Genomic DNA, 26,965 nt, shown 5'->3' on the forward strand with positions numbered 1-26,965 from the left:
GAATTTTTTTTGGATAAAATTAGGTCGTAAATAGAATGAATGGTTCTAAATACTCAATATTATGAATTATCAAAATAATTAAAAAGATGGATACAGCCTTTGTGGGAAAGTGTGTAAAGTAAGAATCATCACAAAGGAGGTAAACACATGAAAAAAGTTGTTTCTACATCATTAATCGCAGGCGTATTGCTCGTACCACAATTGGTCGGTGCGGCAGAATTGAAGTCAGGCACTCTGACGAAACCATCAGAAAGTGCACCGACAACGATTGTAAAAGAATACGTCAAATCAAAAGGTGAGTTCAAGACGATCGAGTCGAAATCAGACAAAGTCGGGAAAGTGGTTAAGCTCCAACAGACAGTTGATGGCGTGCCAGTATTCGGTGGTGTGGTAGTCGGTGTCGTAGATGAAGCGGGTCAATTGAAGACAGTCGTGGATGATGCGAAATCGGTCAAGAACCTACATAAGTCGATCAAGTTAACTGAAAAGAAAGCCATCGCGAGTTACAAAAAGCTTGTCGGACATAAAGGGGCCTACGAGCTCGAACCGGAAGCGGAATTGATTGTTTATCCAAAAGGTGAGAAGTCGGTTTATGCATATCAAGTGACCGGAACAATCCTTGAAGCGGAAGAGCCGTCACGTTGGACATACTTCATCGATGCGGGGACGGGTGAGGTACTCAATAAATTCGACCAGTTAGCTCACGCGAGACCGACGAACGGTGTGACAGGTACGACCTATACAGGAACGGGAATCGATGTACTCGGCTACAGCCAAACGTTCAAGACAACGAAGAGCGGTTCTTACTATTATCTTCAAGACTCTACGCGTGGAAAGGGAATCTATACGTACGATGCGAAAAACCGTACGACACTCCCAGGTTCGCTATGGGCTGACGTGGATAACGTCTTGAACACGACTTACGACCGTGCCGCTGTTTCTGCACACGTCAACGCGACAAAGACATATGATTTCTACAAAAACACTTACGGACGGAACAGCTATGACAACGCCGGAGCTGCATTAAACTCTACGGTTCACTATAGCCGCAGCTACAACAATGCGTTCTGGGATGGAAGTAAGATGGTATACGGAGACGGAGACGGTCAAACGTTCACGTATCTTTCAGGTGCACTTGACGTAGTCGCTCACGAATTGACTCACGCGGTCACGGAGTACACGGCAGGACTGATCTATCAAAACGAGTCTGGGGCGATCAACGAAGCAGTATCGGATATCCTAGGTACAGTGGCGGAATATAGCGTCGGCACTAACTTCGACTGGTTGGTAGGGGAAGACATCTACACACCAGGTGTAGCAGGCGACGGACTTCGTTCGATGGCGAACCCGGCTGCATACGGTGACCCAGATCACTACTCGAAACGTTACACAGGCACACAAGATAATGGTGGGGTTCACATCAACTCAGGTATCGTCAACAAAGCGGCATACCTCTTAGGTAATGGTGGATCACACTACGGCGTATCGGTACAAGGTGTAGGAGTCATGGCGATGGGGGATATCTACTACCGTGCCCTCAATGTTTACTTGACACCAACATCTAACTTCTCAAGCCTTCGTCAAGCGGTCGTGCAATCTGCGAAAGACCTTTACGGTGCGACAAGTCCGCAAGCCGTATCAGCTGCGAAATCATTTGACGCTGTCGGAATCTACTAAGTTCTCAACATCTCTTCCGAAATTTTCGGAAGGGATTTTCTTATGCAGTTTTTGGGTAAATCAAGGTTGAACGTCGAGCGAAAAGGAGAACGAGTATGAACACGAAGGATTTTATTGTGTCACCGAACAGCAAGATTCAATTAGATGATTATCCGACGACTGTTTCAGACAAACCGGAGGATGAGACGTTGACGACTGAACTCATTCCGAACAGTGTCGAGCGATTGAAAGAACTACATTGGCGATTGTATGCCGAGAGCAAGAAAGGGATTATCGTCGTCTTGCAGGCGCTTGATGCGGGTGGGAAAGACGAAGCGATCAGCTATATCTTTTCAAATTTGAACGCCCAAGGACTGAAGACGAATGCGTTTCAAAAACCTTCCGATACGGAGAAAAAGCACGACTATCTGTGGCGAATGCATGATTTGTTACCTGAAAGAGGACAGGTCGGAATTTTAAACCGATCCCATTATGAAGAGGTCATTGCGCCTCGTGTCCATGATTTGTTGGGGGACGAAGTACTTCCGGAAGAAATGGACCAGGAAGAGGTCTGGCAGATGCGCTATCGTCAAATCAACGATTATGAACGCTATTTACATGAAAACGGATTCGAAGTCATCAAGTTCTTTTTCAATGTATCTAAGGATAAACAACGAGATCGCTTGCTTGAACGGTTAAAGGACCCGAAAAAGAATTGGGAATTCTCCTTCAGTGACGTCGAAGAACGACAGCATTGGGAAGAATATCAAGAAATCTTTGCCGAGATGTTGTCGCACACATCAACAGTAGTTTCACCGTGGTATGTGTTGCCGGCAGATGATGAGTGGTACAGTCGTTTTGTCATTTCGTCAGTCATGATTGATGTGCTTGAACGGATTGATCCACAGTATCCGACTTTCACGGATGAGGAACAAGAACGAATCGACGAGGCCATCCAAACCCTTGAGAACGAGTAAGGCGTGGCGTTCTCGTGAACACGTAAAAATCCCCTTGCACTGAAAGCGAATTCAAGCTAAAGTGATACAGTAGATTAAAGGTCAGACATCTGTACAAAGGGGTAATGAGTGTGGGTAATGTAAGTTTACTATTCGGTGGCGTCGCACTGTTTTTAAATAGTCTCGTTCTTCTCGGGAAAGTGGATAGCAAGAGCGCAGGGTTCTTTAGTTTGTTTACGGGACTCTTACAAACGTTTATCGCCACATGGTTATTGATTGGGGCGAGTCCAGAAGAGCAGTTCGGTTTTGCGAGCATCTATCTATTTGCGTTCACTTATTTATATGTAGGGGTAACGTTTATTTTGAATTTAGACGGACGTGGCGTTGGCTGGTTCTCATTATTCGTTTCGATTGCAGCTGCTTTTTATGGCGCAATGGCGATTGCAGGAAGTGATCCGATGGGGGCATTAACGTGGTTCTTCTGGTCATTCCTTTGGGCGTTGTTCTTCTTTGGAATGGGACTCGAAAAACCGAATGAGGCCATCACAGCACGTGTCGCCCTCGTATTATCATGGTTGACGCTGATTGTCCCGGCGATGGTTGGGATGGCTGGACTGATGAACGGATGGTATGACATGGTTTGGTGGGCGGCGAGCGGTACGGCAATCCTGTACTTCATCGTTTCTGTCAAACGTACGAAACAGACGATTGAAATTGCTTCATGATGAATTGAAAATGATCCGAGGTCATCGAGCGCGATCAAGTCGTGCCCGACGACCTTTTTTTATTGAACGATGAAAGATCGATATATGCAATACTTAGAAAAATGGAAATGAATGATACGGTACGAATGTCGTTAATTTCAAAAAGTGGGGTTGAGTTGATGATTGCACTTGAAACGTTGAAAAGTAGGCTCGTCAATAATCAGATTGAAATACAAAATGAAGAGGGATATGTAGACACGTTACACTTTCTATTCAGTGAGCCTGCGATGGAAGTTGAAATTAAGCGATTGAAGCAAATGATGCCAAACGACATTATTCAATTCTTGAAGACCCATAATGGCGCTGACCTATTTGTTCACCCGACATACGGTGGAGGAATCCGACTTTTTAATGTAGATGAAATGATCGAGTATCGGGAAATATGGGAGTGCCCTGAACAATTCATCCCCGTCGGTGTCGGGAGAGATGGGGAATGGATTGTTTGCGAGGTCGTCAATGAACATGAAAACTACATTTGGGTTGGAGAATTTTTGACTTACACAGATGACACCGAAAAACTTCCGATGGATTATACACGCTGGTTCGACTATTTGATTGTCGCCCAAGGTGCTCATTTTTGGGATTGGTTCAGAGGTTAATAGATGATGACTAAATATTTGATTTGAATGATGACTTTGAAATGCGCACTCTTTATTGAGTGTGCTTTTTTACAGTTATTTTGTGTCTAAAATGTGAAAAGTGGGAATGAGGAAGCTAAAGGAGGCGAAAGCAGATGAGTGATGGTCTCGTGTTATTACTCGGATTACTTTTATGTGGTTGGATGCTGTTTGCCGTCGTATTTGATGATAGAATGAAAAGAAGAATTTGATGGCCCGTCTCGTGAGGAGACGGGTTTTTAATTGAGGAGTGAGATGTATGAAAAAAACACCTGTCGTCGTCATCGTCGGTCCGACCGCTGTTGGCAAAACGAAGACGGGCATCGAACTAGCGAAAGCGTTCGACGGCGAGATCGTCTCGGGTGACTCGGTTCAAGTGTACCGGGGCATGGACATCGGTTCAGCAAAAGTGACGAAAGAAGAGGCCGAAGGGATCCCGCATCATTTGATCGATATTTGTGACCCGGATGATGCCATGAGTGTCGCGATGTTTCAACAATTGGCGCGTGCCGCCATCGATGATATTTATGCCCGTGGCAAGTTACCGATTATCGTCGGTGGCACGGGGCTATACATTCGCTCCATCTTATACGATTATGAATTTGTGGAGCGACCTGTCGATGAAGCGTTGCGGGCTGAACTCGAACGGTTGGCGGAAGTCGAAGGGCGAGAGGCGTTACATCAACGATTGGTCCAACTTGACCCAGAGCGTGCGGCTACGATTCACCCGAATAACGTGCGTCGCGTCGTGCGGGCGCTCGAGGTAGCGATGCAAGGGGATACACAGACGACGGACAGTGCGCCATCCGAACATTATGATTATCGATTGTTCGTCCTCCACGCAGATCGTGAGATATTATACGACCGAATCAATCAACGCGTCGATGCGATGATGAAAGCAGGACTGGTCGAGGAAGTCGAACGACTTTTGGCACAAGGATATCGTGATACGCAGGCGATGCGAGCCATCGGGTATAAAGAAATGATTCCATTCATCGATGGAAACATCTCGAAAGAGAAAGCGACAGATTTGCTTAAACAGCACACAAGACAGTTCGCGAAACGGCAATTAACTTGGTTCCGTCATCAATTTGATGGAATTTGGGTGGATATGGGTCGAAAATCATTTGAACTATCATATAAAAATATTTATGATGATGTAGAGGGGTTTTTTCGAAAATTCCGATTATTTTAAAGAGATAAAGACTAGGGGGAATCCAGCATGAAAGCGAGCTACAACATCCAAGACCATTTTTTGAATCAACTTCGAAAAGAAATGGTACCAACGACCGTATTTTTAGTGAGCGGGTTTCAAATTCGAGGTGTCATCAAGTCATTTGATAACTTTACCGTCATCGTCGAGTCGGAAGGTCGTCAACAATTGATCTATAAACATGCGATTTCGACTTTCTCTCCGGCACGTAACGTGACGCTATATGAGCCGGATGCAGTTGAAGTAACAGAAGGATGAGCATAAGAAAAGGAGCGGCCCGGGGACCGCTCCTTTTCTTATGCTGTTTTTGTCGTTCCCGGTTGTTTGATTGCCTCAAGAACGCGTTGAATGGCGCATCCACCGAGGAGTGAATCCATTTGACCACAAATCTGAGTCGGCGTCGAACGGTGTAACAATGTGTATGTCCGCTTCCAAGCGCGCTCTGCCGATTGAATTCGGACGAGAAGGTCGGCGTGGCTCAGTTCTTTTAGCTTATCAATATTGAGTCGGTTCGTTCGAGCGAACGCAGACAAGATGACTGCTTTCGCTAGCGGTGTCTGAAGTGGGTAACCAGAAAGCTCAAGCGCCGCCATGGCCCCTTTCATCTCATGTTCGACAATTTTGTCGAGTGATGCATCTTTAGCATATGGATTACCGGAAAGATGCGTGAGTGACAGTTCTAAGTCCTGCATGCCCACCGGACAAGTTGACGCTGTTAGAATATGTTCAATGGATTGTTGTTCTTGTGCATAACGTGTCGCTTCCCCCGAGGCGATGAAACGCTCATACGTGTCGATTAATGAAATCATTCTCGTTTCCCCCTTTATCGAACTATCTTTATCGTAACAATAATCGTAAGCGCTTTCAATATAATGATCGGAAAATCGAGACCCTACTAGAAAGTATGTTCGCCTAATGAGCGGAAACACGATACAATGTCAGAAGATGCGAGGAGGGAATGATTATGAACTATTATCAACAAATTGATCCGGTCATGGGTTCATCGATGAACCGTGAACGATTTCAAATACCGCAAATAGACAAATCAAAGGAACGTTTAGACCAGTTAGCCGATGGGACCCCTGTCCAAACAAAAGCGCTCGTCAGTACAGTCGAGGTTAGAGAAGGAAAGAATGGTGCGAAATGGCTTCAACTAAGTATCACGACGGCGAACGGGATGATGCGTGCCAAACATTGGCTACGTGGAAATGAGAGTGAACTACTTCCAATCTATGAATCGGGTGTCATCGAATTGTCCGGGAAAATCGATGTCTATCCAAAACCGGATGGCGCCAAATCGATTACGATTGACCGCGTCCATCCTATCTCAAAAGATGAGGCAATCTCGTTATTACCAGGCTTGCCAGGGGATGAGACGATGGAGCAGTTTGCGGATGAATTGTTCAGTTTGATTGATACGTTGTCACCGACCTATCAACAGATCGCCTACGGCCTCCTTGATTTCGTTTGGGATGATTTCATACTATCGCCAGCGGCACTCTACCACCATCATAACTATGCGGGAGGTCTATTGAAGCATACCGTGTGTATGCTTCGTCTCGGCTATCGGATTCAAGAGCAAGATGACTATTTGGCGATGGTGTTTCGTGTTATCAAAGAAGCGGAGCAGTTGCACAAAGTCGACCTTTGGAATACGATGAACGGTGTTAAAATCGAACAGGCATATAAAGGGACGTTTGAATCGCTGTATGCCGCCTGTGAAGCGATGGCCGAGCGGAAAGAACCGTTGAATTGGGATGAACTCGCACTTGGAATCCTCTTCCACGACATCGGAAAAATATATGAATACAGTCATCTGTTATCTAGTCCGAATCGTTTTGAGAAGTTATCTCCTGTTGAGGGCACAAGTGAAACGACCGGCATCTCCATCAACCCGATGGGCACACTAATCGGGCATATGCCATACGGTGGGCTATTGTTTGAAGAAACGTTACGCCAGACGTCGACGCGACTGCCATTGGATGTCCACCATCGAATCTGGCACATGATTTTATCACATCATGGGAAACGTGAGTGGGGATCGAGTGTCCTCCCGATGACGACGGAGGCTTGGATGCTTCACTTGATTGATTTATTGGATGCGCGTTATGAGAAATGGGCTCGCGCGCACGAAGATTTGTAAGAAAAGGGTGGTATCATGATACCCGTACAATTAGTGACCGGGTTTTTAGGAGCAGGCAAGACAACGTATATGAACCGCTTACTCGCGGCGACGGATGAAAAGATTTGTCTGATCGTCAACGAGCTCGGCGCGATAAATATCGATGAACAATTGATCGTCAAGATGGACCAAGAGCAAATCGAACTCTCAAACGGATGTATTTGCTGTTCCATCCAAAATGATTTGAGTAAGACGTTCTATCAACTGGCGGCAAAGCAAGAAACATTCAACCGAGTCATCATCGAGACGACCGGTGTCGCCGATCCCGCACCAATCATTCAGACGATTTATTATGACGAGTACTTACGTCAACACTTTAAAATGAACGCCATCTTGACGGTTGTGGATGCCAGTCAAATGGACCGTGAACTGTTCAAAGAAGGGATTCATCAAATCGCTTATGCCGATCTCATTTTGTTAAATAAAACCGATTTAGTGTCGTCGGATGAACTCGATCAAGCACGCCGCCGAATCGAACAACTCAATCCGACGGTTAGGATTGTAGAGACGATTCAAACAGAAGGCGATTACGAATTACTTGAGAATACGTTCCAACTGTCACGTGTCGATGAACAGAAGTTGAGTCAACTGACAGAGACGAGTGAATCGGTCTCCTCCCTTCGTGCCATCACGTTGAGTGCCGAGCGTCCATTGTCTCGGGAGCGCGTGACCCGTTACGTTCGTGAAGTCTTGATGCACTACGAGGATGAGATGTATCGGATGAAGGCGATTGTCCGCTTACAGGATGAGGAGCGCAAGTTTGTCATTCAAGCGACGAATCAGTTGATGGGCGCGACATTTGCAAATGAGGTGCATGAAGGGGACCGTTCCGTATTTGTTTGGATTGGGAAGGAACTAGACCAAGATGCACTAGCACGGGGATTAAAAGCATGTGAGGTGGAGCAAGATGAAGCTTATTCTAGTTGACGGATTTAATTTGTTGTCCCGTTATTATTTTGCGACGGAGCGAAGACGAGCACAAGATCCGGAAGTGACTGTGAAAGGATTACTTCGAAAGGTGGATTCCTGGACGACAGACTTTTCCCATATCGCTTTCTTTTGGGACGGGATACGAGAGTCTACCCACCGTTATGCGATGTATCCTGAATATAAAGCAACGCGTAATGGACTCCCGGAACCACTTTTCGAAGACTATTTGAAATTGAGGGCCGCTTTGGATGAACGAGGTATCTTACAATCCGAGTTGACGGGATATGAAGCGGATGATTTGATGGGCGCAGTCGCGACAGCGTTCCCTGGTGAATCATATCTCTATTCCTCGGACCGCGATTTACTTCAGTTGTTGTCTCCGAACGTGTTTCAAATCATGCCAAAAAAAGGTGAGGAGCAGCTCGTCAATGAAGCTTCTTTTGAATTGATGTATGGCGTGAAACCATATCAGTTTGTCGACGTGAAGGCATTGCAAGGAGACTCTTCGGATAACATCCCAGGTGTACGTGGCATCGGTCCGAAGACGGCGACGATTTTAATTCAGCATTACGATACGATTGAGACGCTTTATGTGCATGTTCAAAATGAAACACTCGAAGCGCCCCATCAAAAATATGCAAAAAAACTAGACGGTCATGAAGAGATCGCGCTCTTGTCGAAACGACTGTCACAAATTGATATCCATGCACCTGTCAACACGGATTGGGAGGCGTACCGATTTGGTTCACATCTATTTTGACGCGGCCACTAATCAGACGACTGGAGAGAACGGAATCGGAGTGTGGATCAAGTCGTCCGACGGTACCGTATCGACGTTTAAACGTCGAATGCAAGGATTGACAAGCGTTCACGCGGAATTGGCTGCATGTGCTTATGCGCTGGAACAAGCGCATGTATTGGAAGGCGAAACCTCATTCATGCTGTATTCCGACGCCGAAGTGATTGTTCGCGCACTAGAGCAACGTTTCATGAAAGATGCTTCGGCGAAGCCTCTGTTTCTGAAAGCACTGATTGCCTACGATGAATTGCCGACCGTGTTCTTAAAATGGGTCCCACGAGCGGAGAATCGAGCGGACGTGATTGCACGCGACGCATTGAATGGAATGAATTGAGCGACCGAGATCATTCTTGGTCGCTTTTTTGAAGGAGTCATTTCTTTTTAGATGGTTTTTCGCTAAAATGAAAGCGTAGTCAACTATAGAGGGGGAATTATACATGGATTATCGGATCGAACGGGACACAATGGGGGAAATTAAAGTTCCAGCTACGGCGAAATGGGGAGCACAAACGCAACGTAGTCTCGAAAACTTTAAAATTGGTGCGGAGAAGATGCCGCTTGAAATCGTATACGCATTTGCCATTTTGAAAAAAGGTGCAGCTTTAGCAAACGCTGAACTCGGTGTACTCGAGGAAGAGAAAGCAGCGATCATCGCAGAGGTGGCAGATGAGATTTTAGCAGGGCAGCATGACGCGGAATTCCCGCTTGTCGTCTGGCAGACAGGATCGGGCACGCAGTCAAACATGAACGTCAACGAGGTCATTGCGCATCTTGCGAACGAAAAGTTACAGGCTCGTGGAGCATCTATCACGATTCATCCGAATGATGATGTCAACAAATCGCAAAGCTCGAATGATACGTATCCGACCGCGATGCACATCGCCGCCATCCTTTCCGTACAAGATGATGTCCTTCCAGCAATCGACTCGCTTTATCAAACCCTTTCACAAAAAGCGGAGGCGTTTATGGATATCGTCAAAATTGGTCGGACGCACCTTCAAGACGCGACGCCGGTCACACTCGGTCAAGAAATCAGTGGGTGGGTCCGGATGCTTGAATTGTCAAAACAGATGATCGAGCGCACGATTGAACCACTCACGGAGCTTGCACTTGGAGGAACGGCTGTCGGAACAGGGATCAACGCACACCCTGAGTTCGGTGAAGTTGTAGCGAAGAAAATCTCAGAAGAGACGGGCAAACCGTTTGTAACAGCCGTCAACAAGTTCCACGCCCTCACGAGTCACGATCAACTCGTCTTCACGCATGGTGCATTAAAAGCCTTAGCGATGGACGCGATGAAGATTGCGAACGATGTGCGATGGTTGGCTTCTGGACCACGTGCAGGAATCGGAGAAATCACCATTCCGGAGAATGAACCAGGAAGTTCAATCATGCCGGGTAAAGTTAACCCGACTCAAAGTGAGGCGCTCACGATGGTTGCCGCACAAGTACTCGGAAATGATGCGACGATCGGTTTCGGGGCGAGTCAAGGGAACTTTGAATTGAACGTCTTCAAACCAGTCATTATGTATAATTTCCTACAGACTTGTCGTCTATTGACGGACAGCTTACATTCGTTCAATGATCATTGTGCTGTCGGAATCGAACCAAATCATGAAGTGATCTCACATAATGTGGAACAGTCACTCATGCTCGTTACAGCACTTAACCCGCATATCGGATACGAGAATGCGGCAAAAATTGCGAAATTGGCACATAAAAACGGTACTTCTTTGAAAGAAGCAGCCTTAGAAACTGGTTTATTAACGGAAGAGCAATTTGATCAATGGATTCGTCCGGAGGAAATGACGTCACCAAACTTAAAAGTGAAAAAATAACACAAAGCGGTCGCAAGACCGCTTTTAGTATGTCTTTTTTAGGACGTAGGTCCTAGTGATATGTAAAACAATAGAAAATAAATAAGGAAATAGTTGTATTTTATCCTGAGAAGTCGCATAATCGAAACATAAGAGAATTCGGGGAGTACGAACATAGGGGGGACGGGAATGGAGCAAGGTCAACTCACTGAGCGTATACATATGATTTTGAAAAAGATATCGGAGTCGAGACAAATTCCAAAAAGCGATATCGAGTTTCTACTCGATTGGATGAAGAAGGAAGTTCGGCAACGACGGTTGATGCATTTGTTAGAAATCTTTAGTCGTGTCGAGTCTGACGCGAAGGAGTTGCCAAGCGTCCTTACACAAGCGGAAGCTTTGACCTTGATCTCTCCTGTGAAACGCTATATCCATACCGTCTTGGGGATTGAACAAGAGGACGAGGATCTCGTCCTTATCTTATCCGCAAGCTTTTCCACATTTAGTCGTTACAAGTCGCGCGTTGAGAAGCTTGGGGCACGTCCGGTATTTTTGCAGACCCTTGAAGAAGCCGTGGAATACGATTATGAGGATGTGCCAAAAGCCATCATCATGGATGTTGAATTATGGCCACAATTTAAAGAGCGAGATATCCAATCGTTCGTTAGCAAGATGAGAAAGCTCTACGTTCCCCTCATTGTCATCGGAACGAATGAACACTATCGTCTTGCTGCTTATTCATATGGATTCGACGATTATTGGGAATCGTGGGTTCCCATGGAGGAACGATTGGTGCGTCTCGGGCTACATATTGAAAAATCCCGTCTCGTATCAAAAGCGTTACTCGTGGATGAATTAACTGGTGCTTTCAACCGTAAGTATTTAAAGGCGACCTTTTCTCGGTTCATCTCAAGATTGGAGCGTTCTGGTGAGAGTTTTGCCGTTGCACTGCTTGATATCGATCACTTTAAACAATTGAACGATACGTTCGGTCACTCATATGGGGATGACGTACTTCATCGTGTTTCTGAAGAAATCCGTCATGCCATTCGCTCTAGTGATGAGCTCATCCGATACGGGGGCGAAGAATTTTTGATCCTCTTGAACGTTTCAGACCGTGCGATCGTCGAATCGGTACTTGAGCGAGTCAGAACTCGCATCGAAGAGATGGAGTTTCCATACGATCATCAGGTGACGGTGTCGATTGGATACACCCGAGTCTGCCAGACTGGCTATACACTTGGAGAGTGGTGTGCCTACGCAGATGAGGCGCTGTATAAGGCGAAACGAGATGGTCGAAATCGTGTCGTCCGATACACTTCTGCTGTTCGTGAGGAGAAGCGAATCGCCTATGTGACGATGTCTGCCAATACCTATACATCGCTTGCTGATCGACTCCCCAAAGAGCATCGCCGATATGAAGTCGTATACCGTCCTTACGAGGCGTATTCTTGTAATGACAATATCGAGATGTTCGTCTTGGATGATGCGCGTGCTCAAGAAGCGAAAGGGACGTTGTCTGCTGTGAAAGAGCAACGAGGCAAATATAGTCACATTCTTGCTGTATCGAAACGAACGGCGTCTGAACTCGGAGCAATCTATGACGATTATGCGGATGGAGAACAAGACGAGGTCATCACGAGAAAAATTGAACAGTGGCTGGAAAAATTGCCAGACTAAAAAACAGACATCATGATGCGATGTCTGTTTTGTCGTATTGTTTGAATGAAAAGGCATATGCATGTGTTTCGTCTTGCGGGTGGTCGATTGTACTCGTAATTGACCATTCCCCAATCCGTTCGGGGTAATACGTATCGGCCTCGAACGATGCAGCGACCTCCGTTGCATAGATCCGGCTCGTCATCAGCATCGTCTGTTCATATAACGTGGCACCACCGATGACAAACCATTCTTCATCTTGACTCATTTCGACGAGACGGTCTAAATCATGCCAGACTTCGACTTGATCGGCTGAAAAGGAAACATCTGATGTGACGACGATATTGCGTCGGTTCGGTAACGCTTTACCGATGGACTCAAACGTCTTTCTTCCCATCACGACCGTTCCGCCAGACGTGATGGTCTTGAAATGTTTCAAGTCATCTGGCAAACGCCATAATAAGTCATTATCTTTTCCGATTTCACGACCTAATCCATATGCGACGACGTGTGAAATCATACGCTCACTTCTCCTTTGATGTGCGGATGCGGATCATATCCTATAATTTCGAAGTCTTCAAAACGGAATGATTCGATTGAAGGGACGTCTCGGACAATGTTGAGTTTTGGTAGCGGACGTGGGTCACGCGACAGTTGAAGTTCCACTTGTTCGAGATGGTTGTGGTAGATGTGTGCATCACCAAGGGTATGGACAAAGTCGCCGACTTCGAGTCCGGTCACGTGTGCGACCATATGCGTCAAAAGTGCATACGATGCGATGTTGAATGGAACACCTAAAAAGGTGTCGGCGCTTCGTTGATATAACTGGCACGAGAGCTTCCCGTCCGCGACATAGAATTGGAACAATAGATGACATGGCGGAAGGGCCATCTCATCGAGTTGTCCAGGATTCCATGCGGAGACGATCAACCGTCTCGAATCAGGATTCGTTTTGATTTGTTCAATCACTTGAGCCAGTTGATCGACGGACGAGCCGTCCGCGCGTGGGAAAGAACGCCATTGTGAACCGTATACTGGACCAAGATTGCCTTCTTCGTCTGCCCATTCGTTCCAAATGCGGACCCCATTATCTTGAAGGTATCGGACGTTCGTCTCTCCTGAGATGAACCATAATAGTTCGTGAATGATGGAACGAATATGTAATTTCTTCGTCGTGATGAGGGGGAACCCTTCTTGCAGATTGAAACGCATTTGGTAACCAAATACACTCGTTGTCCCGGTCCCAGTCCGGTCTTCTTTTACGACACCTTGGTCGAGGATGTGTCGACATAAGTCATGATATTGCTTCATAGGTGATGTGCCTCCTTCTCATTCTTCTACCACTAAAGGTATCAATTGTAGGGAGGAAACACAAGATATAGTGGTAAGAATCATCCACAATCAATATCCTGGAAAAACAATCATGATTCTTCGTTTTCGTGACTGTCGCTTTCGGGTATAATGGGGAATGAATAAAAGGAGGGGTTTGATGAAACTACAAGGGAAGAAAGTCCTTCAACTTGTCAGTAATGATTTCGAGGATTTAGAGCTTTGGTACCCGGTGCATCGCCTTCGTGAAGAGGGAGCGCACGTGATCCTCGCTGGGGAGAAGGCCGATCACGCATATATCGGTAAATACGGTGTCCCAGCAAAATCTGACGTGGCGTTTGATGATGTGGACATTACATCGTTCGATGCGATCCTCGTGCCAGGCGGATGGTCTCCTGACTTATTGCGCCGTTTCGATTCGGTAAAAGGATTCGTCCGTTATATGGATGAACAAAAACGACCAATCGGTCAAATCTGTCACGCCGGTTGGGTGTTGATTTCTGCGAACATTCTAGACGGGGTGAACGTGACGAGCACGCCTGGAATCAAAGATGACATGGAAAATGCGGGAGCGATTTGGCATGATGAGCCGGTCGTCGTCGACGGACATATCGTCTCAAGTCGTCGTCCGCCAGACTTACCAGATTATATGCGCGCGTTCATCGACGTGTTCGCAAAACAGTAACTGAACCATAAAGGAGCTATTCAACGTTGAACTTAAAATCGAATCCATTACTTCGTAAATCAATGCAGTCCTCAGCTTACAGTGCCGAACCGATGACGAAAGCGGGAACATGGTCTAAAGTGTTCACCTTGCTTTTACTCGTGACAGCGGCAGCCGGTACGACATGGCTTGTCGTCCCGACGATTGGAGAAGGGCTCTTGTTCCCGCTCATGATCGGGTCACTCATCCTCGGCTTTATCTTTGCTTTGCTCATCACGTTTAAACCAAATACGGCTCCGATCGTCGCACCCCTATACGGGATTATCGAAGGTGTCTTCGTCGGATCGATTTCGTATTTCTTTGAAGCGATGGTCCCTGGTATTGTGGGACGTGCCGTATTAACGACGTTTGTCGTCGCCTTTGCGATGTGGTTTGTCTATACGACAGGGCTTGTCAAAGTGACCCAGAAGTTTAAAGCCGGTGTCATGGCAGCCATGTTCACAGTCATGTTGTTATATCTTGTGCAACTCGTTATGAGTTTGTTCGGTTCAGGCTTGGCATTCATGACCGGTTCAAGCCCACTTGCGATCGGTGTTCAATTCGTGATTGTCATCGTCGCTTCACTCGCTCTCGTCTTAGATTTCGACTTCATCGCAAGTCAAGTCGAAGCTCGGGCTCCGAAACAGTTGGAATGGGTCGCGGCATTCGGATTAATCGTCACGCTCGTGTGGCTCTACATCGAGTTGTTAGATTTACTTTATCGTCTAGCGATGAGAGAATAAGAATCAATCATCGATCCGTTGGGTCGATGATTTTTTTACGAAAGGATGTGTCCATCTGTCTGAGCAAGACAGATTTATGATGAAGAAAATAGTGATTATCGGGTCAGGGATCGTCGGTGTTTCGGCTGCCTATCATTTAGCTGGTAAAGCGGATGTAACGGTCATTGACCGGAAAGAAGAAGGAAGAGCAACGGATGCCGCGGCTGGAATCGTATGTCCGTGGATTGCGCAGCGACGCAACAAAGCTTGGTATGCACTGGCGAAAGGCGGAGCAAGCTATTATCCTAAGGTCGTCAAAGAGCTGGAGGCTGAAGGGGAGACGGACACCGGATACAAACGTGTCGGGACGCTTGCGCTCCATGAAGAAACAAAGCTCGACCAGATGATGGAGCGAACTTTGCTTCGTCGAGAAGAAGCGCCAGAAATCGGTGAACTCGAACGACTGACTGCTGAAGAGGCACAACATCGTTTCCCACCGTTATCCGATGAATACGATGCACTCTTCGTGACAGGAGGGGCTAGAGTCGACGGCGGACGCTTTCGCGCTGCACTTGAGAGAGTCGCTATCAAGCGTGGCGTCACATTTGTCAACGGTTCTGCACGGTTGACGAGCGGAGATGAGATTGGTGTGGAGTGTGACGGAGTGAGATATGAAGCGGATGAAATCATCCTTGCGACGGGTGCTTGGTTACCGGAGCTGTTACAGCCTCTTGGATATACGGTACGAGTCGAAGGGGAAAAGGCCCAGCTCGTCCACGTCCAGTTGAAGGATACAGATGCATCTGACTGGCCGGTCGTCATGCCGCCACGACGCCGCTATTTACTCGGATTTGACGACGGGAAAGTAGTCATCGGTTCGACACATGAGAAAGGAAAAGCGTTCGACGTTCGTCCGACTGCAATCGGAGTACACGAAGTACTGACGAAAGGTTTAGAGTCGGCACCTGGACTTTCCGAGGCAGAACTCGTGGGGACGAAAGTCGGCTTCCGTCCGGTCACACCGAATTCAATTCCCGTACTCGGAAGGGTGCCTGGGGCAGAAAAACTGTTGGTCGCGAACGGTCTCGGATCATCCGGTTTGACGGTCGGCCCGTTCATCGGAAAAGTGTTGAGTGACCTCGTTCTGACAGGAGACGCGGAAGTGGATCTATCGCTCTATCCAATTGAAGACTTTATCTATCACACGTAAAGAAAGGTGACTGTCTGCTTGCTTGAGACAGTCACCTTTTAGCGTTTCATGACCCCATTCAAAAAGAAATGAAAGTAGACGTCCATCGTCTCCTTCATATCCCCGATTGAGAACTGAGGATCGGACAGGATGGCCTGTTGCATGAATTGTACATAGCGTAAATAAGAAGAAGTGGATAACGTCGAATCGATTGACCCTTGGGCCTTCCCGTATTCAATCAACCGGGCGAAAGCAGTATATCCTCGAGTCGCAAGCTGTTCCCAGTTCGGGTCTTGTTGAATCATTGCTGTGATGGTCTCGTCAAAGAGAACCGCCGACTGGATTTTTCGTGTTAGGATCTCGACGAGTAACGCATCGAATGGAGCGTTCGATTCAATCGCATGTTCAATCCAACTCATCTGCTCTTCTGTCATCTGTTTTAGGACTTGCACGATAACCTGGTCTTTTGACCCAAAGTAATTATAGATAGATACGGGGGAGACGTGCGCTCGACTCGCTAACTCACTGATTGTGAATCGGGATTGCTTCTCTGTCATCAAGTCATAAGCGGCACGTAATATCGCTTGTTGTTTTTCTTCGGTGCGTTTCGCAAATCCATCCATTGATTTAAGCGCTCCTCTCTCTAGTTTTGTAATCAATATACCATTTCCATTTCAAAAAAGAACGTGATATACTAGTTTTGTAATCATATCGTTCAGATATTACAAAAAAGGAGGGTTCGAGATGATTCGGATTCAGCGATTGACGAAACGATTTGATGCCACACATGGTATTTTTGACGTTTCACTACATGTATCACCAGGTACAATCTTCGGATTCATCGGACCGAACGGCGCTGGGAAATCCACAACGATTCGACATTTGATGGGTCTTTTGAAGCCGAGTGAAGGCAAGGCGACCATCAACGGATTCGACTGTTGGCAGGAGACGGAGCAAGTGAAACGGAGTGTCGGCTATTTGCCAGGAGAAATCAATTATCCCCAGAACATGACGGGAGAAGAAATCATTCGATTGACGCGCCATTTGCACAAAACGAATTCGGATCGTGAACGGCAATTACGTGAACGGTTTTCATTCGATGAGGCGACGAAAGTACGGAAGATGTCAAAGGGGATGAAGCAAAAACTCGCCATCATCACCTGTTTCATGAAAGATGTGCCCGTCTATATATTGGATGAACCGACGAGCGGATTAGACCCGCTCATGCAAGATCGTCTAATCGATTGGTTAATTGAAGAAAAGCAATCTGGGAAAGCGATTCTCATGAGTTCTCACCATTTCCCTGAGATGGAACGGACGTGCGACCGTGCCGCGTTGATTAAAGATGGACGCATCATCATCGAAGAGGACATGGAACAATTACGACAACATAGCGTGAAACGGTACCGAGTCGAATTTTCAACGGAAGCGGAAGCCGTTCGATTCGCGGCCGATTCTGGTGAACGGGACGGCATGCATGTTGAGGTCACCATCTCGACACCGATAGAGCTGAACCACCTCATCCGAACATTGGCGGAGTTTCAGGTTCAATCACTGACAAGTGGCACAGACGAGCTCGAACATCTATTCATGCAGTATTACGGGGAGGCGACATGACATGTTAATTCGCTCCATGTTGAAACAGAATCGCAGTTGGATTCTAGGATATTCAGTCGGGACTAGCATATATCTCTTTTTCTTAGCCGCAATCTTCCCATCTATTCAAGAAACAGGATTGATTGAGGCAAAATTAGAGTCGTTGCCACCTGAGCTTCTCGATGTCTTCCAAATCGATGCGTCGATGGCGATGGACAACGTCCTCAATCTATTGTCGAGTAACTATTATGGCTTGATTTTCTACGTCCTCGCAGTTTTATTCGCATTGACTTTCGCCTCGAAACTGTTGGCCAAACCGGTCGATTCTGGAGAAATCATGCTGTATATGGCGGCCCCGATTTCTCGAGTCACGTATGTGATGTCAAGCTTTGTTGTGTTGATTGTGGCAGTCGGGCTATTTGTCGGTCTAAATGGGTTGAGTTTAATGGCAGCGGACCTTCTGTTCGATTTACAAATCGACTATGCGGTATTGTGGATGCTTCAATTGAATGGAGCGCTCATGTTGCTCGTCCTAGGCGTAGCCGCTTATGTGATTGCGAGTCTGTTCGATGATAGTAGTAAATCCTATATGGTGACGGGTGGAATCTTCACGTTCTTTCTCATGGTGAACATCATCCAAGGAGTGAGCGATCAATTCGATTGGATGTCAAACCTCTCATTCTTCTCTCTCTTTGACGCCGGTGCCATCATGCGTGAGGAATATTGGGGCATCCATTTCATCTGGTTACTCGGTCTCCTGACCATCTTTTCAGCACTCTCGTTCATCCGATTCACCCGAAAAGATTTGACGATTTAGTTTTCCGAAATAAATTGTCGGGTATGATACAATCAGCTCGTTAGAATGAAAAGGGGATGAATGAGATGCTTTACGCAACATTACGAAATAAGGTCGAAATTCCGATGATCGGCTTTGGGGTCTGGAAGGTCGATAATGAAACCGAGGCACCAGCTGCTGTCGTTGAAGCCATCAAAACAGGCTATCGTCACATCGATACGGCTGCAATCTATAAAAATGAAGAGGGCGTTGCGAAGGGAATTCATCTCTCAGGTGTAGACCGCTCTAAATTGTTCATCACGTCGAAGATTTGGAATGATGACATTCGTGAAGGCAAAACGAAAGAGGCATTCGAAGGCTCGTTAAAACGACTCCAGACAGATTATTTGGACCTTTGTCTGTTGCATTGGCCGGTAGATGGGTTCGTCGATGCGTGGAAGGACCTCATCGATTTATATGAAGCCGGAAGAATCAAGGCAATCGGTGTATCTAACTTTAAAGAACACCATTTAGAAACATTGAAAGAAGCCGGTCTGATGGCGCCACTCATCAATCAAGTTGAACTTCATCCACAGCTCCCGCAACCTGATTTGTTGGACTACTGTCAAGATGAAGGGATTCAGATCGAGGCGTGGAGTCCACTCATGCAAGGTAAGTTTTTAGACATCCCTGCCTTTTCTGAAATTGCAGAAAAACATGGGAAGACGCCGGCACAGATAGTTCTCCGTTGGCATCTTGAGTCTGGTCATGTCGCGTTACCGAAATCGGTGACACCACATCGAATCCGTGAGAACTTTGATGTTTTCGACTTCTCACTCGATGCGGACGATTTGGCGAAGATCAATCAAGTGGCGACAGGAGAACGTCTCGGACCAGATCCAGACGAAATCGACTTTTAATGGAGAAGGGGTTCGCATATGCGAGCCCCTTTGTACGTGTAGAGTCACATGGATGCGGGTATTGAATATTATGTTACAAAAGGAGGTGTTTGATCTTCATTTAGAAGATCGTGCTTATGGACTTATCAAAATGGCCGATTGTAAACTGGGTTGCTTTTTTAGCGACCGTCGTCATCAACTATTTCGCGAGCGGCGACAACGCGGCGGTTTCGGACCGCATCGATATCTACTTTAAGCCGGCAGGGTACGCCTTCTCGATTTGGGGTGTCATCTATGTCGCGTTACTTGTCTGGCTGGTGCTCCAGTTGAAGAAAGGGACGACGGCGAATCGTCAAGCCGAGCGGATGAAAGCCGGATTTTTAGTCTCTTGCGTGCTGAATGGTTTATGGCTATTGGCATTCACGAACGAATGGTTCGTCGTCTCACTTGTCATCATGGTGTTGTTCCTGGCTACGCTGTGCTGGTTGTATTATATCGCTTTTCGGACGTCTACGAGCTGGCTCGATCGGTTCCCGTTCTCCATCTACATCGGCTGGGTATCAGTCGCGACCATCGTCAACACGTTCGTTGTGATGAAGACGGAACAGATCACGTCGCTGTTAGGTCTTGATGAACTCGCCTGGACCTCTCTTATGCTGATGGTCGGTGTGATTCTTGCCCTTCTCTTTATGTGGTGGCATCATGATTTCATCTATCCACTCGTATTCGTCTGGGCGTATATCGGAATCTTTGCGAGAATCGAAGAAGGCACACTCTATGTTGTGATTGTCAGCGCCCTCGCATTGCTTGCGATTGGGTATATCGGTTTGATTTTGTGGAAACGTCCGAAATCGTTTTTACATCATCCGCGTAAAACAGTAGAACAATAATCAAGAAAAGGGTATCTTCAGGATATCCTTTTTTTATGTTCTGAAGAACCTATAAATAAATAATATTTATGGATATTTATTCTTTATCGAACATAACTAAAAACGATAAATCCATTGATAACAGTAATGTATACGCTTTCAATAAGACTAAATGAGATTCCTATTATGCAAAAATGCATGCAACTCACTTGATTTTTCAGAATATTTAGAACAGAATGTTAATTACGAAACTGTGAGTGAAAGGGGTCGATGATATGAGTCGAGTTGGTTTGTATGACTCAAAATTTGAGAAAGATGCGTGTGGGATTGGACTTTACGTCAATCTACATGGGCTAAAGAAACATGAAATCGTCCAAAAATCGCTCTCCATGTTATGTAATTTAGAGCACCGAGGAGGACAAGGTGTCATCGATGCTGGTGATGGGGCGGGTATCATGACTGAGATTCCACACGAATTGTTTACGCAAACCATGAACCTTCCGTCACTCGGTCGTTACGCTGTCGGAATGGTTTTTTTTCAGCCGTCTGAGAATCAGCTACATGAAAAAATCACGTTGATGGAACGGATGGCGGATGAACTGGATTGTTCGACGATCGAATGGCGCGAAGTACCTGTCAACCCGATGCAAATCGGGGAACATGCGCGGGTCACACAACCGGTCATCTATCAATGGTTTATCTCATGTCCATTCCTAGACGAGGATGCGAATGAACGCGTCTTTTATGAACTACGTCGGAAAATCGAAAAAATCGAATCATTACGCCTATATATCGCAAGCCTGTCAACGAGAACGATCGTATATAAAGGGATGTTGACGCCAAATCAAATCGCAGCATTTTATTTGGATTTGCAATCCCCTCATTACAAAAGTACGTTCGGCATCGTTCATTCTCGTTTCTCGACGAACACGTTCCCTTCTTGGGAACGAGCACATCCGAACCGCATGATAGTCCATAACGGGGAAATCAACACGCTTCGCGGAAATATCGATGCGATGCGAGCACGGGAAGGGGTCACGTCAACAGACTTATTCGAAGACGTCCAACACTTGTTCCCTGTGCTTCAAGAGGATGGGAGCGACTCGTCCATGCTCGATAACGCTTTTGAATTCTTCACACGAACAGGTCGTTCGATCGCCCACACGGCGATGATGTTGATTCCTGAACCATTTGTCGAAGGAAAGATGGAACCGTTCAAGCGCGACTTTTATCAGTATCATTCATCCATCATGGAGCCGTGGGATGGACCGACTGGAGTCGTCTTCACAGATGGAAGGCAAATCGGAGCAATTTTAGATCGTAACGGCTTGCGTCCGATGCGTTATGTCGAAACATTGGACGGGGAATTGATTCTCTCCTCTGAAACAGGAGTCATTCCGGTTGACGCAGAGAACGTCAAATCTAAACAACGTCTAAGACCAGGACAGTTGTTGTTGATCGATTTGATTGAAAAGCGATTGATTCCTGATCATGAGATTAAAGAGACGATTGCGAAGTCAGAGCCTTATCACAAATGGCTTAAGCAGATGATGACAATTGAGGATCGAGGGATCGTTGAAGAAGAACTACTTGAACTCGGACGTGTGCAACGTGCGTTTGGATATACGAAAGAAGACATTGAACAGTACATGGTTCCGTTAATCAAAGACGAAAAAGATCCAATCGGCTCGATGGGGCATGACCAACCAATTGCGGTGCTCTCGACGCGGCCCCGTTCCTTGTTCCATTATTTCAAACAACACTTCGCGCAAGTGACCAACCCGCCAATCGACGCGTTACGGGAGAAAATTGTCACGGCTACGTTTACTTGGATTGGTCCGCAAGGAGATCCGGTCCATACCGGACGAGGTCACGCGAAACGTGTGTGGTTGAATCATCCGATGATTGATGGGGCAACCCTCAAGCAACTTGCCGAGAAGCTCAAGGTCGAACGAGTCGCTACAACGTTTACGAATGATTTAGAGGCGTCGCTTGAAGCCCTTTTGCAACAGGTCAGCCAGATTGTACGAAATGGTGCGAACGTGATCGTCCTATCTGACCGTTTCGTCAGTAATGAACGGATTGCGATGCCGTCTCTCCTCGTACTGAGTGCGATTCATCAACACTTGATTCGAGAGAACTTGCGCTCGAACTGTAGTCTCATTTGTGAGAGCGGTGAAGTCCGAGAAGTGCATCAGGCAGCGACCTTGATTGGGTATGGGGCAGATGCGGTATATCCATACGTAGCCTATGCGACGATACGAGACTTAGTCGAACGTAAACAAATTGCGCATTCATTTGAAGAGGCCATTCGCTTGTATCAAAAAGCAGTTGTCGAGGGCATCGTCAAAATCATGTCGAAAATGGGTATCTCGACCATTCAAAGCTACCGTGGGGCCCAAATTTTCGAAGCCGTCGGATTAGATCGCAATTTGATTGAGACGCATTTCAGGGGAACGACGTCCCAACTGTCTGGAATCGGATTTGAAGAACTTGAAGACGAAGCGAGAACACTCCATACGTCCGCCTATGCGACGAATCGTCCGCTCGAGGCGGGAAGTGATTTCCAATGGCGTGCAGACGGAGAAGAACATGCATTCAATCCGAAGACGATTCATTTGTTGCAACGTGCCTGTCGTGAGAATGAACGTAAATATTATGATGCTTATGTGAAATTGCATGAATCATCAGGACAGTTCATTCGACAGTTGTTTGCATTTAAAACACAACGTCCTGTCCCGCTCGAAGAAGTAGAGCCAGTCACGTCGATCGTTCGCCGTTTTAAGACAGGCGCGATGTCATTTGGGTCCTTGTCAAAAGAGGCGCATGAAACGCTCGCTATCGCCATGAATCAGATCGGTGCGAAAAGTAACTCTGGAGAAGGCGGGGAAGACCGGGCCCGCTTCGTCCCGGATGAGTTTGGAAACGAACGCATCAGCCGCATCAAGCAAGTCGCAAGCGGACGATTCGGGGTGACGGCAGAATATCTTTACCATGCCGATGAAATTCAAATCAAGATGGCGCAAGGGGCAAAACCGGGTGAGGGTGGCCAACTTCCTGGAAATAAGGTGTACCCATGGGTCGCCGAAGTGCGTGGATCCGTTCCGGGGGTTGGACTCATCTCACCGCCTCCACATCACGATATTTATTCGATTGAGGACTTGGCCCAACTCATCTTTGACTTAAAGCATGTGAATCCTAAGGCGAAAATCAGTGTCAAACTTGTCTCGAAGTCAGGTGTCGGGACGATTGCAGCCGGTGTCGCGAAAGCGAATGCCGATACGATTGTCATCAGTGGATATGATGGTGGAACCGGTGCTTCTCCAAAGACATCAATCAAGCACACAGGTCTTCCTTGGGAGCTTGGACTCTTAGAGACGCATCAAACGCTCGCATTGAACGGGTTACGGGGGAGAGTCACACTTGAGACGGACGGAAAGCTCATGACGGGGCGAGACATCGTCCTAGCTGCCATCTTCGGGGCGGAAGAGTTTGCGTTTGCTACAGCGCCACTCGTCGTCCTTGGATGTATTATGATGCGTGCATGCCATTTAGATACGTGTCCGGTCGGTGTGGCGACACAGGACCCTGTGCTTCGTCAGAAATTTATGGGGAAACCAGAACACGTCGTCAACCTGATGACGTTCTTGGCAGAAGAAGTACGAGAAATTTTAGCATCACTCGGTGTGACATCATTAGACGACGTGATTGGTCGAACGGATCTTCTCGAAGAAAGTGAATGGAAGACGAAACATTCGAAAGCAAAACGGTTAGATTTAGCACCGATGCTCTCGATGCCGACACCACTTCCTGAGCGTGAAGAAGTCGCTCACCCGGCATACCGTTCCTACGATCACCGAAAATTGATTCCGGCAGTCTCACGGTCAATCAGCTCGTTGCAACCGACATTCTTCGTTGGTCGCATCCGAAACACCGATCGTGCCGTCGGGACACAGTTGGGGTTTGAAGTGACGAAAGTTCACGGTCAGGTCGGTTTAGCGGACGATACCATCTCGCTGCGCCTCAGTGGGTCAGCCGGACAAAGTTTAGGAGCATTTTTACCACGAGGAATCACCATTTCCGTCATCGGGGATGCCAATGATTATATCGGGAAAGGCTTGAGCGGTGGGAAATTAGCATTGATCTCTGAAAAACATGCACCGTTTGATGAAAGTAAACAAATGATTGCCGGAAACGTCTGCTTGTACGGAGCGACGAGCGGACAAGCTTTCTTTAACGGTCACGTCGGCGAGCGTTTTGCCGTTCGAAATTCTGGGGCGACGGCAGTCGTCGAAGGAGTCGGCGATCATGGATGTGAGTATATGACCGGGGGAACGGTTCTCGTCCTCGGTGATGTCGGACGGAACTTTGCAGCCGGCATGTCAGGTGGCGTCGCATATATTTATGGGGATCAAGCGTATGATCGACTCGTCAACGAGGAGCTCGTCTCCGTCGTAAAAGAATTGAACGATGAAGATATGGAACAAATTTATGCACTTCTCGAAGCGCATCAGTTTCATACAGACAGTGTCAAAGCACGGACTATTTTAGAGTCATTCGAACAAGCTCGCTCTCACTTTGTAAAGGTCGTTCCACGAGATTATGCGAATGTATTGGACGTTATGCGTCAAATCGAGGCGAATCGACCGGAATTGAGCGAAGCGGACCGAGCACTTGAATTGTTCCGGGTTGTGACTGAGGGGGGTAACGCATGAAACATAACTTTTTAAACATCGCACGGTCCACATTACCTGAGCGTCTTGTGGATGAGCGAGTGAAGGATTATGAAGAATATGCGACACGAATGGATGACGAATCGGTCAAACAGCAGGCTGCACGTTGTATGGACTGTGGCACTCCATTCTGTCATGTCGGGGATATGATTGGACAAGAGACGATTGGGTGCCCGATTCACAACTATATCCCGGAGTGGAACAAGCTTGTGACCAAATCGGACTGGATGGGAGCGTATCACCGATTGATGGAGACGAATAACTTCCCGGAGTTTACGGGTCGAGTTTGTCCCGCACCGTGTGAGGGGTCTTGTACACTCGGAATCAGTGAAGATCCGGTTGCGATCAAATCGATTGAACGAACCATCATCGATCGGGCGTTTGAAGAAGGTTGGGTGAAACCAAGGCCGGTCCATCGAAGAAGCGGGATGACAGTCGCCATCATCGGAAGTGGGCCGGCTGGATTGGCGGCTGCCGACCAACTGAACCAGCTCGGACATTCGGTCACCATCATCGAGAAGGCTGATGAACCGGGAGGTCTACTCATGTACGGAATCCCGAACATGAAACTGGATAAGGATGTCGTGAGACGTCGCATTCGGTTGCTCGAACAAGAGGGAATTGTCATCCAGACGAACATTGAGGTTGGTACGGATGTGACAGTGGAGGCGCTTCGGAACCAATACGATGCGGTGATTTTCGCGACTGGCGCTCAGAAACAGCGCACGCTCGGGATTGATGGCGATGATGCACGTGGTGTTGAAATGGCGATGGATTATTTGACAGCATCGATGTACGAGCGAAAAGGAACGACCCGATCACCAGAACATGACGCCAAAGACAAAAATGTCATCGTCATCGGGGGTGGAGATACAGGAGCCGACTGTGTGGCGACGGCAATCCGTCAAGGTGCAAAATCAGTCGTTCAATTTGGGAAACACCCGTCAAAAGGGTTGCTTCGTGCACCAGAGAAACCTTGGCCACTTCAACCGGACACGCTTACGACGGATTATGCGTACGCGGAATCACTCGCGGTCTATGAGAAAGACCCGAGAACGTATTTGATTCGCTCCAACCAAATCGTCACGAAAGAAGGACGTGTCACAGGGATTGAAACGGAACGGATGACGAAAGTCGTCAACCCGGATGGTCAGGCAACCTTCTTCGTGGAGGAAGATTCGATAGAGACGTATCCGGCGGACTTGATCCTCGTCGCCATTGGATTTGAACGACCAGAGCACGAGTTGCGGAAAATCGGTGTCGAGAAGACGACAGATTTCCAGACGGCAACGGAAAACGTCTTTGTCGCGGGGGATGCCAAGCGAGGGCAAAGCCTGATTGTATGGGCGATTCGGGAAGGACGAGAAGTAGCAGAGGTCGTCGATGCGTATCTCGATACTTGCAAGACCGAATTAAAAACCTCATCATAAAAAGGAGCGACAGCCGTCGCTCCTTATCTTTTGTTTAGGAGGAGTTTTATGTTCACCGAAATCCTCATGTATACGGGAATCTGGTTTATTCTCATCCTCATTTTATTAGGAACCATTTATTCACGAC

Annotated in this window: 25 protein-coding genes; 21 read left to right on the forward strand and 4 right to left on the reverse strand. The window is 47.1% G+C overall.

Annotated elements, in window-relative coordinates:
- Positions 1 to 147: 147 nt before the first annotated feature.
- The 6 genes from KNO65_RS08340 to hfq all read left to right on the forward strand — a co-directional run bounded on the left by KNO65_RS08340 (position 148) and on the right by hfq (position 5,464).
- Complete coding sequence (locus KNO65_RS08340; protein ID WP_196430632.1) at positions 148 to 1,677, forward strand: M4 family metallopeptidase; 1,530 nt, start codon at positions 148 to 150, stop codon at positions 1,675 to 1,677.
- Positions 1,678 to 1,772: 95 nt separating this feature from the next.
- Entirely contained in the window at positions 1,773 to 2,633 is an 861-nt protein-coding gene (locus KNO65_RS08345) for a PPK2 family polyphosphate kinase (RefSeq protein WP_214783164.1), read from the forward strand.
- A 104-nt stretch (positions 2,634 to 2,737) separates the two neighbouring features.
- Entirely contained in the window at positions 2,738 to 3,337 is a 600-nt protein-coding gene (locus KNO65_RS08350) for an AmiS/UreI family transporter (protein ID WP_251131675.1), read from the forward strand.
- A 158-nt stretch (positions 3,338 to 3,495) separates the two neighbouring features.
- On the forward strand, positions 3,496 to 3,975 hold the full coding sequence (locus tag KNO65_RS08355; protein WP_214783170.1) for an SMI1/KNR4 family protein: 480 nt from the start codon (positions 3,496 to 3,498) through the stop codon (positions 3,973 to 3,975).
- Between the two features lie 277 nt (positions 3,976 to 4,252).
- Positions 4,253 to 5,188: a tRNA (adenosine(37)-N6)-dimethylallyltransferase MiaA gene (gene miaA, locus KNO65_RS08360; protein ID WP_214783173.1), complete on the forward strand. Its 936-nt coding sequence runs from the start codon at positions 4,253 to 4,255 to the stop codon at positions 5,186 to 5,188.
- A 27-nt stretch (positions 5,189 to 5,215) separates the two neighbouring features.
- On the forward strand, positions 5,216 to 5,464 hold the full coding sequence (gene hfq, locus KNO65_RS08365; protein WP_012726185.1) for an RNA chaperone Hfq: 249 nt from the start codon (positions 5,216 to 5,218) through the stop codon (positions 5,462 to 5,464).
- A 38-nt stretch (positions 5,465 to 5,502) separates the two neighbouring features.
- Here the strand turns inward: hfq and KNO65_RS08370 are convergent, their stop codons facing one another.
- A complete protein-coding gene (locus KNO65_RS08370) occupies positions 5,503 to 6,015 on the reverse strand; it encodes a hypothetical protein (protein WP_214783176.1) in 513 nt (170 codons plus the stop codon).
- Positions 6,016 to 6,170: 155 nt separating this feature from the next.
- On the opposite strand from KNO65_RS08370, the gene KNO65_RS08375 reads away from it, so the two are divergent.
- The 6 genes from KNO65_RS08375 (at position 6,171) to KNO65_RS08400 (ending at position 12,614) form a co-directional block, all read left to right on the forward strand.
- Complete coding sequence (locus tag KNO65_RS08375) at positions 6,171 to 7,349, forward strand: HD domain-containing protein (RefSeq protein WP_214783179.1); 1,179 nt, start codon at positions 6,171 to 6,173, stop codon at positions 7,347 to 7,349.
- 15 nt (positions 7,350 to 7,364) lie between these two features.
- Positions 7,365 to 8,315, forward strand: a complete 951-nt coding sequence (locus tag KNO65_RS08380) for a CobW family GTP-binding protein (RefSeq protein WP_214783182.1) — start codon at positions 7,365 to 7,367, stop codon at positions 8,313 to 8,315.
- Positions 8,296 to 9,078 carry a 5'-3' exonuclease gene (locus KNO65_RS08385; RefSeq protein ID WP_214783185.1) on the forward strand — a complete coding sequence of 261 codons (783 nt, stop codon included), beginning with the start codon at positions 8,296 to 8,298 and terminating at the stop codon, positions 9,076 to 9,078. Before KNO65_RS08380 ends, KNO65_RS08385 begins: the two co-directional genes overlap by 20 nt.
- The gene (locus tag KNO65_RS08390) at positions 9,059 to 9,451 is read left to right on the forward strand and encodes a reverse transcriptase-like protein (protein ID WP_012726190.1); all 393 of its coding nucleotides are present in this window, start codon (positions 9,059 to 9,061) and stop codon (positions 9,449 to 9,451) included. The genes KNO65_RS08385 and KNO65_RS08390 overlap by 20 nt, the downstream gene beginning before the upstream one ends.
- Positions 9,452 to 9,554: 103 nt before the next feature.
- Entirely contained in the window at positions 9,555 to 10,955 is a 1,401-nt protein-coding gene (gene fumC / locus KNO65_RS08395) for a class II fumarate hydratase (protein WP_159562227.1), read from the forward strand.
- 168 nt (positions 10,956 to 11,123) lie between these two features.
- Positions 11,124 to 12,614, forward strand: a complete 1,491-nt coding sequence (locus KNO65_RS08400; RefSeq protein ID WP_078146823.1) for a GGDEF domain-containing protein — start codon at positions 11,124 to 11,126, stop codon at positions 12,612 to 12,614.
- Positions 12,615 to 12,624: 10 nt separating this feature from the next.
- Here the strand turns inward: KNO65_RS08400 and KNO65_RS08405 are convergent, their stop codons facing one another.
- Positions 12,625 to 13,113 (reverse strand): dihydrofolate reductase, encoded by a 489-nt coding sequence (locus KNO65_RS08405; protein WP_074037102.1) that lies wholly within the window; start codon positions 13,111 to 13,113, stop codon positions 12,625 to 12,627.
- On the reverse strand, positions 13,110 to 13,904 hold the full coding sequence (locus tag KNO65_RS08410; protein ID WP_214783188.1) for a thymidylate synthase: 795 nt from the start codon (positions 13,902 to 13,904) through the stop codon (positions 13,110 to 13,112). The genes KNO65_RS08405 and KNO65_RS08410 overlap by 4 nt, the downstream gene beginning before the upstream one ends.
- A 178-nt stretch (positions 13,905 to 14,082) precedes the next feature.
- Here KNO65_RS08410 and KNO65_RS08415 point away from each other — a divergent pair, with 178 nt between their 5' ends.
- The 3 genes from KNO65_RS08415 to KNO65_RS08425 all read left to right on the forward strand — a co-directional run bounded on the left by KNO65_RS08415 (position 14,083) and on the right by KNO65_RS08425 (position 16,557).
- A complete protein-coding gene (locus KNO65_RS08415) occupies positions 14,083 to 14,607 on the forward strand; it encodes a type 1 glutamine amidotransferase domain-containing protein (RefSeq protein ID WP_074037100.1) in 525 nt (174 codons plus the stop codon).
- 26 nt (positions 14,608 to 14,633) lie between these two features.
- On the forward strand, positions 14,634 to 15,368 hold the full coding sequence (locus KNO65_RS08420) for a Bax inhibitor-1/YccA family protein (protein WP_074037099.1): 735 nt from the start codon (positions 14,634 to 14,636) through the stop codon (positions 15,366 to 15,368).
- Between the two features lie 76 nt (positions 15,369 to 15,444).
- Entirely contained in the window at positions 15,445 to 16,557 is a 1,113-nt protein-coding gene (locus tag KNO65_RS08425; protein ID WP_318841962.1) for an NAD(P)/FAD-dependent oxidoreductase, read from the forward strand.
- Between the two features lie 38 nt (positions 16,558 to 16,595).
- Here KNO65_RS08425 and KNO65_RS08430 read toward each other — a convergent pair whose 3' ends face one another.
- Positions 16,596 to 17,159 carry a TetR/AcrR family transcriptional regulator gene (locus tag KNO65_RS08430; protein WP_214783191.1) on the reverse strand — a complete coding sequence of 188 codons (564 nt, stop codon included), beginning with the start codon at positions 17,157 to 17,159 and terminating at the stop codon, positions 16,596 to 16,598.
- 121 nt (positions 17,160 to 17,280) lie between these two features.
- Here KNO65_RS08430 and KNO65_RS08435 point away from each other — a divergent pair, with 121 nt between their 5' ends.
- The 6 genes from KNO65_RS08435 (at position 17,281) to KNO65_RS08460 (ending at position 26,838) form a co-directional block, all read left to right on the forward strand.
- A complete protein-coding gene (locus KNO65_RS08435) occupies positions 17,281 to 18,153 on the forward strand; it encodes an ABC transporter ATP-binding protein (protein ID WP_074037097.1) in 873 nt (290 codons plus the stop codon).
- Between the two features lies 1 nt (position 18,154).
- Complete coding sequence (locus KNO65_RS08440; protein WP_214690967.1) at positions 18,155 to 18,949, forward strand: ABC transporter permease subunit; 795 nt, start codon at positions 18,155 to 18,157, stop codon at positions 18,947 to 18,949.
- A 65-nt stretch (positions 18,950 to 19,014) separates the two neighbouring features.
- Positions 19,015 to 19,827, forward strand: a complete 813-nt coding sequence (locus KNO65_RS08445; RefSeq protein ID WP_214783195.1) for an aldo/keto reductase — start codon at positions 19,015 to 19,017, stop codon at positions 19,825 to 19,827.
- A gap of 116 nt (positions 19,828 to 19,943) precedes the next feature.
- Positions 19,944 to 20,696 carry a tryptophan-rich sensory protein gene (locus KNO65_RS08450; protein WP_078146831.1) on the forward strand — a complete coding sequence of 251 codons (753 nt, stop codon included), beginning with the start codon at positions 19,944 to 19,946 and terminating at the stop codon, positions 20,694 to 20,696.
- Between the two features lie 254 nt (positions 20,697 to 20,950).
- On the forward strand, positions 20,951 to 25,390 hold the full coding sequence (gene gltB, locus KNO65_RS08455; protein WP_214783198.1) for a glutamate synthase large subunit: 4,440 nt from the start codon (positions 20,951 to 20,953) through the stop codon (positions 25,388 to 25,390).
- Positions 25,387 to 26,838 (forward strand): glutamate synthase subunit beta, encoded by a 1,452-nt coding sequence (locus tag KNO65_RS08460; protein ID WP_214783201.1) that lies wholly within the window; start codon positions 25,387 to 25,389, stop codon positions 26,836 to 26,838. Before gltB ends, KNO65_RS08460 begins: the two co-directional genes overlap by 4 nt.
- The last annotated feature ends 127 nt before the right edge of the window (positions 26,839 to 26,965 follow it).

This window comes from Exiguobacterium sp. S3, from assembly GCF_018617295.1.
In the GTDB taxonomy this organism is placed as follows: Bacteria; Bacillota; Bacilli; order Exiguobacteriales; family Exiguobacteriaceae; genus Exiguobacterium; species Exiguobacterium profundum.

Bases quoted from the DNA above. Each gene is read 5' to 3' on its own strand.
- KNO65_RS08405 (WP_074037102.1), bottom strand. From the start codon at position 13,113: ATGATTTCACACGTCGTCGCATATGGATTAGGTCGTGAAATCGGAAAA.
- KNO65_RS08445 (WP_214783195.1), top strand. From the start codon at position 19,015: ATGCTTTACGCAACATTACGAAATAAGGTCGAAATTCCGATGATCGGC.
- KNO65_RS08340 (WP_196430632.1), top strand. From the start codon at position 148: ATGAAAAAAGTTGTTTCTACATCATTAATCGCAGGCGTATTGCTCGTA.
- KNO65_RS08425 (WP_318841962.1), top strand. From the start codon at position 15,445: ATGATGAAGAAAATAGTGATTATCGGGTCAGGGATCGTCGGTGTTTCG.
- KNO65_RS08370 (WP_214783176.1), bottom strand. From the start codon at position 6,015: ATGATTTCATTAATCGACACGTATGAGCGTTTCATCGCCTCGGGGGAA.
- KNO65_RS08380 (WP_214783182.1), top strand. From the start codon at position 7,365: ATGATACCCGTACAATTAGTGACCGGGTTTTTAGGAGCAGGCAAGACA.
- KNO65_RS08450 (WP_078146831.1), top strand. From the start codon at position 19,944: ATGGACTTATCAAAATGGCCGATTGTAAACTGGGTTGCTTTTTTAGCG.
- KNO65_RS08440 (WP_214690967.1), top strand. From the start codon at position 18,155: ATGTTAATTCGCTCCATGTTGAAACAGAATCGCAGTTGGATTCTAGGA.
- KNO65_RS08350 (WP_251131675.1), top strand. From the start codon at position 2,738: ATGAGTGTGGGTAATGTAAGTTTACTATTCGGTGGCGTCGCACTGTTT.
- gltB (WP_214783198.1), top strand. From the start codon at position 20,951: ATGAGTCGAGTTGGTTTGTATGACTCAAAATTTGAGAAAGATGCGTGT.
- KNO65_RS08345 (WP_214783164.1), top strand. From the start codon at position 1,773: ATGAACACGAAGGATTTTATTGTGTCACCGAACAGCAAGATTCAATTA.
- KNO65_RS08355 (WP_214783170.1), top strand. From the start codon at position 3,496: ATGATTGCACTTGAAACGTTGAAAAGTAGGCTCGTCAATAATCAGATT.
- KNO65_RS08415 (WP_074037100.1), top strand. From the start codon at position 14,083: ATGAAACTACAAGGGAAGAAAGTCCTTCAACTTGTCAGTAATGATTTC.
- KNO65_RS08385 (WP_214783185.1), top strand. From the start codon at position 8,296: ATGAAGCTTATTCTAGTTGACGGATTTAATTTGTTGTCCCGTTATTAT.
- KNO65_RS08400 (WP_078146823.1), top strand. From the start codon at position 11,124: ATGGAGCAAGGTCAACTCACTGAGCGTATACATATGATTTTGAAAAAG.
- KNO65_RS08410 (WP_214783188.1), bottom strand. From the start codon at position 13,904: ATGAAGCAATATCATGACTTATGTCGACACATCCTCGACCAAGGTGTC.
- fumC (WP_159562227.1), top strand. From the start codon at position 9,555: ATGGATTATCGGATCGAACGGGACACAATGGGGGAAATTAAAGTTCCA.
- KNO65_RS08430 (WP_214783191.1), bottom strand. From the start codon at position 17,159: ATGGATGGATTTGCGAAACGCACCGAAGAAAAACAACAAGCGATATTA.
- KNO65_RS08460 (WP_214783201.1), top strand. From the start codon at position 25,387: ATGAAACATAACTTTTTAAACATCGCACGGTCCACATTACCTGAGCGT.
- KNO65_RS08375 (WP_214783179.1), top strand. From the start codon at position 6,171: ATGAACTATTATCAACAAATTGATCCGGTCATGGGTTCATCGATGAAC.
- hfq (WP_012726185.1), top strand. From the start codon at position 5,216: ATGAAAGCGAGCTACAACATCCAAGACCATTTTTTGAATCAACTTCGA.
- miaA (WP_214783173.1), top strand. From the start codon at position 4,253: ATGAAAAAAACACCTGTCGTCGTCATCGTCGGTCCGACCGCTGTTGGC.
- KNO65_RS08435 (WP_074037097.1), top strand. From the start codon at position 17,281: ATGATTCGGATTCAGCGATTGACGAAACGATTTGATGCCACACATGGT.